Raw genomic sequence first — 7,874 nt, 5'->3', positions numbered from 1 at the left:
GGTTAAAGCGACGACTTGCTCCACCACGTTTTGTAATTGGCGAATATTACCCGGCCAGTCATAACGCACCAGCGCATGCATTGCCTCGTTAGCAAAATGTTTTTCGTTTTGCTGCATACGCTGTGCAATATTGGCGCTAAAGTATTGCGCGAGTAAACTTATATCTTCGCGGCGCTCAGACAACGCTGGCAGTTTAAGGTTAACCACGTTTAAGCGGTAATATAAATCTTCCCGAAACTGCTGATTACTAATCGCCTCAGGCAAGTTTTTATGGGTGGCAGAGACAATGCGCACATTGATGGGAATTTCTTGTTGAAAGCCGACCGGACGAATGGTTTTTTCTTGTAGCACGCGTAATAATTTTACTTGTAAATTTAGCGGCATATCGCCTATTTCATCCAAAAATAGCGTGCCGCCCTCTGCTTGTTGAAATAACCCTTGGTGATCTTTGACAGCGCCGGTAAAAGCACCTTTTTTATGGCCAAACAATTCCGACTCTAGCAATTCTCCCGGCACTGCACCGCAGTTAATTGCTACAAAAGGGCCGTCACTAACATGGCTATGCTGGTGAATCGCTTGAGCAAGTAATTCTTTACCGGTACCGCTGGCACCGGATATTAAAACATTGACCTGAGTGGGTCCTAATAGCTTTACTTGCTCAAGTAAATGCAGCATAGCGCCACTGCGGGTCACTATATTACTGCTCGGGGTGAGCTCATCGGCGTTTACCCCGTGTATTTCAATCGCCTTGGCTAAACTGTCAAACAGCTCATCTTTATCAATTGGTTTAGTAATAAAAGCAAATATACCTTGCTTAGTGGCTTCCACCGCATCAGGAATAGAACCATGTGCCGTCATCATAATGACCGGCAATGCTGGGTAACGGCTTTGCAACTGACGATGTAGCGCCATGCCATCCATTTCATCCATTCGTAAGTCGGTGACAACCGCATCAAACACTTGGCTTTTTAATAGTTGCAGCGCAGCAAGTCCACTCTCTGTGGTGGTCACCTCATAACCTTTTGATTCGATTCGAATAGCAAGCAGCTTTAATAAGCTAGTATCGTCATCGACTAATAATATTTTGGCACTTTTCGATTGTGTTGCTGACATCACTACTGCTCCTTGGTTTCTTCGCGTAATAACAGTTGCTGCTCTATGGCTGCCAATGAAGAAAGCGTTTGTTGCATTTTTTCATGCAGTGCTTGCTGCTCTTTTTTAACCGTTATTTGCAGCGTTATTTGTTGTTTTTGCAACCACAAATACTGTTTTATAGCGTCTGGCCAGTAATAGGCTTGGTCAAGTTTAAGCAGCTTGTTCATCACTGAATTAGGGTCGCTAGCGCTGTTTAAACACATAAAATGAAAAAAATTCTTCAGCTCTTTTTCGCCAATATACGCTTTGTTATCAACAGCTAATTTAAAACCACCACATTGGTTAGCATGCCAGGCGATCAGCTGCCCCGCTGAAGGGTATTGCGGTTCTGTTTTAGGCCGCGGCTTAGGGCTTGGTTGACTCGGCTTATCGCGCGTTATTTTCGTTGTTACTGCAGCCGTAGGCTGTTGAGTATCATTCGTTTTACAACCCGATACCATTAAGACACTACCACACACACATAAAGTGGCTATTAAACGCAAAATCATACTAACTAACTCCTTGATTTTTGATGATGGGAAGCGTAATTATAAAACGACAACCTTGAGGGCTATTTTGCTCTATGGCTAATTGCCCGTGTAATTGTTCTACAGATTCTTTAACAATAGTTAACCCCAGCCCACTGCCTTGTAAGGTCACATCTTTAGTATGTTTGCCTTGATAAAAGGCGCTAAAAATATGCGCTTTTTCGTGCTCTTTTATTCCACAACCTTCATCGCTGATGGTGATGATTAATTGCTTATGTTGCAGTGCTATTACTATTGACACGGCTTGCCCTTGCTGGGAAAACTTTAAGCCATTAGAAATCAATTGCACTAAAATCATTTCAATCAGTTCGCCTGATAACGCCAGTGGCTTAGCCACACCATTATGCCAAACCAGGCGTTGTTTGCGCGCTGTTAAGCGGTGCTCAAAATGGCTATTTATTTTATTAATCATATGGTCAAAATTGACCTCAAGCACACTATTTTTACTGCTTCGAATTGCATTATAACTAAGCAAGCTATCAATCATGGTACGTAGGCGCACCATAGATTGACTAATAAGCTCAAGCACCGCTTGCTGCTCAGTTGTGATTGGGCCCACTATTTCATCTTTGAGTAACTCAGTTCCTTCAACCATAGACGCTAGCGGCGTTTTCAACTCATGGGTAACATGGCGTAAAAAGGTATCTTTTTGCTGCTCTAGTAGATGTAGCTGCGCTTGCACCCACTGTAACTTATTGCCTAACTCGACCAGTTCTGCCGATCCCTGTACCGCTATTTTTTGTTGCCAATTACCCTGACCGAGTTGATCGATCACGGCGGTTAAGCTTTTCAAACGGCCACTTATACGCCATAAAAAGCCGCCCCCCACCAATAAGGTCAATGGAATAAGTGCCACTAACCAGTTAATAAATGCCCCCTGTAATTGCGCTATTTCATGTTGATTATTGGTAATTTGCAGTTCGTTTTTATCACGCAGCCATAAGGTTATTTCAGCAAGCAACTCGCTAATCGGCAGGAAAATTTCAGCTTGCTGTTGTTTTTCTTTTACCAATTGCGTATACGCCAGCTGCAGTGTTGTTGTGAGTCGCTGCCATTGCCGCTGGTATTGCTCGCTTGGGGCGGTTTGCATGAGTTCATCAATGGAGTGCAATGATGATTGCCATTTATCAACGATGAGTGAATCCAGTGATTTACTTTTTAATACCCAATTTTGCCTAGTCGCACGCTCTAGACTATTTAACTCTTGTTTTAATATATTAAATGACTTGGTGACTTGGTAGTTATTGCTGACAATTTGCTGAGTAACTGCTAACTGCTTATTCAACGCGTTCAAAAACACAATAACCACTAATGAAAGTGGTAACAGCGACAACAGCATACTCATCACAAACTGGCTAATTAAATTAGGCCGCCAATTAACCATTGCTTGGTATTTTTGTGCCATTACTCTTGGCATAACGTGAGTCCTTAGCAAATTGCAAACGCCCTATTATTAAGGGTGTAACTTAGACAGGCGCTGAATCAAGTTATAACCCTCACTGCAATCACTGTGTTGCTAAATTGCGACACGCTAGTCACTTGATTTTTATAAACTTTATATCAGCATGCTGTATAACGTTGCAAAATGCGCGCAATACTCGGTAAAAATTACTCAAATAGGGCTACATAAAATCACAAGCTACTGTTTTTAAAAAGGTAAAATTGTTGGCATCGTTTTTGAATTGGCTTTGCTAATAAAGCATGAAATTTTAGTTTAAAAAGGAGATCACTATGCGCAACCAGTTACTAAAAATACTGCCCCTGCTCACCGTTGGTTTGGTTGCTATGGGGGCGTACGCTATGGATTTTGAGGCGACGTTTCAGCAACTTGATAAAGATGGTAACGGCACTCTGAGTGAAGCCGAAGCGGGAGAAGATGCGGTGTTACACGAAAATTTTTCGCAAATAGACAGCGATCAAAATGGTCAATTGTCGTTAAGTGAATTTAAACAATTTATTAAGTAAGGGAGTATTATTATGCAACAACTTATCGCTGCTTTTTCACTACTTTTTTTAGCCATTAGTGCCACCGCACTGGCTTCAACGTTTAATGCTCGTTTTGCTTTTTTAGATAAAAATATGGATGGCTATATTTCGCTTATTGAAGCGCAACAAGACAAACAGCTTTTGCAGCAATTTACCAGCTTAGATACAAACAACGATGAAAAAATTTCTAAAAAAGAATTCACTGCATTTAAACCTTAAGTTTAGATTCAACTTCATCTTGTTAAGATAGCTTACAAAGTATTTGCCATAATCCCTGAGGGAGTGTGTAAACGGATTTAATGTTGGGAATTAAATTATGGCAAATACTTTACTCTCCTTATTGTATTGCACACTGTGATAATCTTTAGCAAGGAACACCATGAAGATACGTGCTTATTTAGCCAGCGGCTTATTATTGACCAGTTTTACGAGTGCCGCACTCGATGTAAAACAGCGTTTTAATCACCTTGATGCTGATAAAAATGGTTACTTATCGCGCCATGAACTTGAAGCTCAACCACATCTATTACACAACTTTACGATGTGGGATAAAAATAACGATCAACAAATTTCCCTGGTTGAGTTTAAAAATTACCTCACCAACAACCTTTACTGAGTAATTGATATGAAAAATATACGCTATATAGCGCTGGCTGCGCTAAGTATTTGTAGCACCGCCAGCTTAGCTGCCAGCATCACCATTACGGCACAATTTTCAGCATTCGATCGAGACGACAATGGGCTATTAACCCGAGCAGAAATAGCCAGCGATCCCGCTTTGTGGTCGCGCTTTGCAAGCTACGATAAAGATAAAGACGGCCATCTTAATTTAACTGAATTTAGCTTATATGCGAGCAAATAAGTTAATGATCCGCTGTTAAATATTAACCAACCACCTCAAGTGGTTGGTATTCTAAAGTGAGTTTGCTATGTTGATGTAACAAACAATAAAAAAGCACACTCACTATGTTACTGAAAAAAATACTCCCTCTACTGCTGGCGAGTCTTTGCGCAGTGTCAAGCACTGCCATTGCACAAACCAAGGTGATTTATAACGCCAATGGCTACACCCCCCTGTATAAAGGCGAGCTACAACAATTTTCTACCTTAGTCATTAAAGACGGTAAAGTAGTCAGATTAGGTGGCGACAAATTAAAAAATAGCTTTCCCGATGCCACGCTGATTGATGCCCAAGGCCATACTTTATTACCCGGCTTAATTGACGCCCATGGCCATATTATTGGTTTAGGCAATAACTTATCGCAACTCGATTTACGCGGAACGCGCTCCATTGACGAAATATCGCAGCAGCTAAAAAGCTTTGCCAACAACCAGCAAGGGTGGCTGATTGGCCGAGGCTGGAACCAAGAGCTGTGGCAAAACAAGCAGTTTCCAACGGCCGCTGACTTAGACAAAGTAGTTAATGATCGCCCCGTGGTGTTATCACGCATTGATGGCCACGCCATATGGGTAAACAGCAAAGCTTTAGAGCTTGCGGGTATTAATGCACAAACCCCTGCACCTGAAGGGGGCGAAATAATTAAAGATCACTTAGGTAATCCCACCGGCATTTTTATTGATAAAGCCGAGCAATTAATTAAGCAGTATATGCCAACGCCATCTAAACAAGCCTTGAGTGATGCTTTAGATGCCGCCGGTAACCACCTACTCAGTTTAGGCATCACTTCAACACATGATGCCGGCATTGATAAAAGCACCTGGCAGCTATACAAAGAGCGCAGTGAATTAGGCAATTTACCGTTACGTATTGTTGCTATGCTGAGTGCCGCAAGCCCTGATTTAACAACCATGCTAAAAGCCGGTCGCTATCAAGATAGCAATGACTTTATGTCGATTCGCAGCATCAAAGTGTATGCCGACGGCGCACTGGGATCGCGTGGCGCCGCACTTATTGAAGCGTATGCCGATAGAGACAATCACCATGGCTTAATGCTTGAAACACAAGACAAGCTCGAGCAACTGTTTACACTCAGCTTCAAGCATGGCTTTACCGCAAACACCCATGCCATTGGCGACAAAGCCAACCGCATCGTACTTGATGCCTACGAAAAGGTATTTAAAAAAACCGGGGGCATATTACTGCGTAACCGCATAGAGCACGCGCAAATCGTGCACCCCGACGATATTGAACGCTTTAAAGCATTAAAAATTATTCCATCGATGCAACCTGTGCATGCGACCTCTGATATGCACATGGCAGAGCAACGTTTAAGCGAAAAACAACTGCGCGGTGCGTATGCTTGGCAAACGTTTTTACAGCAGGGATCTGTGATTGCCGCAGGATCTGACTACCCGATAGAATTGGCCAACCCCTTTGAGGGCTTGTATGCCACTATAACGCGCATGGATCATAACCAGTTACCCACAGCAGGCTGGCGTGCAAGTGAGGTGTTGAGTCGTGAAGATGCATTACGCGCCTTTACCCTAGGTGGTGCCTATGCGGCGCATCAAGAATTTAAAGTAGGCAGTCTAGAGCAAGGCAAATGGGCCGACTTTATTTTAATCGATAAAGACTACTTTAAAGCCCCCATTACAGAACTGTATAACATAAACGTGTTGCAAACCTGGATTGCCGGCAAACTACGCTATGAAAAGCAACCGCGAGGCGACAAGTAATCAGCCTCATTACGGTTTACAAAAAAGGATTAGCCGCTGCTAATCCTTTTTACTCATCGACTGTTTATTACGATGCAGTTTAATAATATGGTAGGCATTAACCAGCGCGAGTAAACCATTGGTAAAAGCAACGGGCAATGCACCAATCGCCACGCCATAAATAGTAAAGGCAATACAGCCAAATAAATTATACCAGCGCAATTTAACCACGTCGGTCATGGTTAACGAAGCAACCAGCAAAGCGGATGCGATATAACCTAAATATTCCCAACTCAATTGTTCTCTCCTAGGCTTTAGGTTAGCATTGCACCTTGAACTTGAGTACATTGAATATGTACAGCAACGTGACAGCTAAATAAAAGTTACCCTATATATGGCTTAACATACTGTTAATTATCTGCAGCAACAACGCTTAAATAATAAACTCAACAGTAAAGCCGATAATATTAGTAGCACCAGATATGTTAATTAAGTTAACATAAATTCATCGAGCTTTGATGCTATCGTCATTAAGGTGCAATAAATAGGACAATTGTCCGAAGAGCATGATTGATGTTTCAATACCATTTTTCCAGTTATCTTGTTGAACAACTACTTACCTTTGCCGGTAGCAGTTATCAGCAGTCAAAAAAAGAAATATTAATACAACAGGACCAACCTTTAACTAAGCTGGTACTTGTGCGTAGCGGTACAGTGTCGTTTAGTTACGATGTGGGTAATGGTCGACGCTTGCTGCTTGGTCAACTCGATTGTAATAACACCCTGATTGGTGAAATAGAAGCACTGAATAATAATCCGTGTATTTACACGGTTACCTGTTTTAGTGATGTGACTTATAATCTGATTGAACTCAAGCATTGGCGCACACTATTGCTTGATAAGCCGGAGCTCAGTTTGTATACCGCGCAAACCATCGCGGCTAAGTTTCAAGAAAATCAAAAAATTAACTTAGATAAATTACTGCTGCCACTGAGTTACAACATTGCTAAAGATTGCTTATTGCGAGCCGAGAATAACAACCCAACCCTGCTGCGCGCGTACCCAACAGTTAATGCAGAAGCAGAGCGCTTTGCCACCACCGAGCGTGCCTACCGCCGCGTGGTTACAGAACTGGTAGAAAAAGGCTTAGTGCAAAGGAGTCAGCAAGGATTACAAGCGGTGGATATCGCTAAGCTCAGTGAATATGTCGATAGTTTTGCACAATTATAACGTGCCCGCTTAAAACTTTAATTACAACCATAAAAAAAGGCCATAACGGCCTTTTTTTTATGCAGTGCGCGGGCACATTACTTTTCTAGCAAGATGTCGTGTATTTTCGCTAAGTCTGATTTTCCTGCAATGATTTCATCCGGGGTTAAACCCGATAGCTCATGCGGAAACACTAACCACTCTTCAGATTCATGAATATAGTAATCAGGTTTCATATCTACTTTAGAGTTTTTTGGCTTGTAATACGGGCACGCAACACGAATATCGCGTGGTAAGTTTAATCGCATTAGCTCTGCAAGCTTTTCTTTTAATGCAAAAATACTGCGTCCTGAGTCAAACACATCATCAACAATTAATAGT

11 protein-coding genes are annotated in these 7,874 nt (G+C 42.1%); 6 read left to right on the top strand and 5 right to left on the bottom strand.

Translation table 11 applies throughout. The annotated features are described in order from the left end of the window. The 3 genes from ABYB02_RS12065 to ABYB02_RS12055 form a co-directional block, all read right to left on the bottom strand. The coding region (locus ABYB02_RS12065) for a sigma-54-dependent transcriptional regulator (RefSeq protein ID WP_372762695.1) at nt 1–1,113 on the bottom strand (1,113 nt) is incomplete at its 3' end. A 2-nt stretch (nt 1,114–1,115) separates the two neighbouring features. Next, on the bottom strand, nt 1,116–1,643 hold the full coding sequence (locus tag ABYB02_RS12060) for a hypothetical protein (RefSeq protein ID WP_372762694.1): 528 nt from the start codon (nt 1,641–1,643) through the stop codon (nt 1,116–1,118). Nucleotide 1,644: 1 nt separating this feature from the next. Further along, complete coding sequence (locus ABYB02_RS12055) at nt 1,645–3,099, bottom strand: sensor histidine kinase (protein ID WP_372762693.1); 1,455 nt, start codon at nt 3,097–3,099, stop codon at nt 1,645–1,647. A gap of 314 nt (nt 3,100–3,413) precedes the next feature. Here ABYB02_RS12055 and ABYB02_RS12050 point away from each other — a divergent pair, with 314 nt between their 5' ends. From ABYB02_RS12050 to ABYB02_RS12030, 5 genes are all read left to right on the top strand, one after another. Then, nucleotides 3,414–3,647: an EF-hand domain-containing protein gene (locus ABYB02_RS12050; RefSeq protein ID WP_372762692.1), complete on the top strand. Its 234-nt coding sequence runs from the start codon at nt 3,414–3,416 to the stop codon at nt 3,645–3,647. Nucleotides 3,648–3,659: 12 nt separating this feature from the next. Beyond that, nucleotides 3,660–3,887 (top strand): hypothetical protein, encoded by a 228-nt coding sequence (locus ABYB02_RS12045; protein WP_372762691.1) that lies wholly within the window; start codon nt 3,660–3,662, stop codon nt 3,885–3,887. A gap of 160 nt (nt 3,888–4,047) precedes the next feature. Then, nucleotides 4,048–4,284 carry an EF-hand domain-containing protein gene (locus ABYB02_RS12040; RefSeq protein ID WP_372762690.1) on the top strand — a complete coding sequence of 79 codons (237 nt, stop codon included), beginning with the start codon at nt 4,048–4,050 and terminating at the stop codon, nt 4,282–4,284. Nucleotides 4,285–4,293: 9 nt separating this feature from the next. Beyond that, nucleotides 4,294–4,530 carry an EF-hand domain-containing protein gene (locus ABYB02_RS12035; RefSeq protein WP_372762689.1) on the top strand — a complete coding sequence of 79 codons (237 nt, stop codon included), beginning with the start codon at nt 4,294–4,296 and terminating at the stop codon, nt 4,528–4,530. Nucleotides 4,531–4,634: 104 nt separating this feature from the next. Beyond that, a complete protein-coding gene (locus tag ABYB02_RS12030; protein ID WP_372762688.1) occupies nt 4,635–6,305 on the top strand; it encodes an amidohydrolase in 1,671 nt (556 codons plus the stop codon). A 39-nt stretch (nt 6,306–6,344) separates the two neighbouring features. Here ABYB02_RS12030 and ABYB02_RS12025 read toward each other — a convergent pair whose 3' ends face one another. Continuing rightward, a complete protein-coding gene (locus tag ABYB02_RS12025; RefSeq protein WP_372762687.1) occupies nt 6,345–6,581 on the bottom strand; it encodes a uroporphyrinogen decarboxylase in 237 nt (78 codons plus the stop codon). Between the two features lie 276 nt (nt 6,582–6,857). On the opposite strand from ABYB02_RS12025, the gene ABYB02_RS12020 reads away from it, so the two are divergent. Further along, nucleotides 6,858–7,514, top strand: coding sequence for a Crp/Fnr family transcriptional regulator (locus tag ABYB02_RS12020; RefSeq protein ID WP_372762686.1), 657 nt, complete (start codon nt 6,858–6,860; stop codon nt 7,512–7,514). 77 nt (nt 7,515–7,591) lie between these two features. Here the strand turns inward: ABYB02_RS12020 and ABYB02_RS12015 are convergent. Then, the coding region (locus ABYB02_RS12015; protein ID WP_372762685.1) for a phosphoribosyltransferase at nt 7,592–7,874 on the bottom strand (283 nt) is incomplete at its 5' end.

The organism is Pseudoalteromonas sp. (genome assembly GCF_041613455.1).
Classification (GTDB): Bacteria; Pseudomonadota; Gammaproteobacteria; order Enterobacterales; family Alteromonadaceae; genus Pseudoalteromonas.
This window is presented reverse-complemented; position numbering and strand designations above follow the sequence as displayed.

Excerpts from the sequence above, each read along its gene's own strand:
- ABYB02_RS12020 (WP_372762686.1), top strand. The coding sequence starts at position 6,858 with ATGTTTCAATACCATTTTTCCAGTTATCTTGTTGAACAACTACTTACC.
- ABYB02_RS12060 (WP_372762694.1), bottom strand. The coding sequence starts at position 1,643 with ATGATTTTGCGTTTAATAGCCACTTTATGTGTGTGTGGTAGTGTCTTA.
- ABYB02_RS12045 (WP_372762691.1), top strand. The coding sequence starts at position 3,660 with ATGCAACAACTTATCGCTGCTTTTTCACTACTTTTTTTAGCCATTAGT.
- ABYB02_RS12035 (WP_372762689.1), top strand. The coding sequence starts at position 4,294 with ATGAAAAATATACGCTATATAGCGCTGGCTGCGCTAAGTATTTGTAGC.
- ABYB02_RS12030 (WP_372762688.1), top strand. The coding sequence starts at position 4,635 with ATGTTACTGAAAAAAATACTCCCTCTACTGCTGGCGAGTCTTTGCGCA.
- ABYB02_RS12055 (WP_372762693.1), bottom strand. The coding sequence starts at position 3,099 with ATGCCAAGAGTAATGGCACAAAAATACCAAGCAATGGTTAATTGGCGG.
- ABYB02_RS12040 (WP_372762690.1), top strand. The coding sequence starts at position 4,048 with ATGAAGATACGTGCTTATTTAGCCAGCGGCTTATTATTGACCAGTTTT.
- ABYB02_RS12050 (WP_372762692.1), top strand. The coding sequence starts at position 3,414 with ATGCGCAACCAGTTACTAAAAATACTGCCCCTGCTCACCGTTGGTTTG.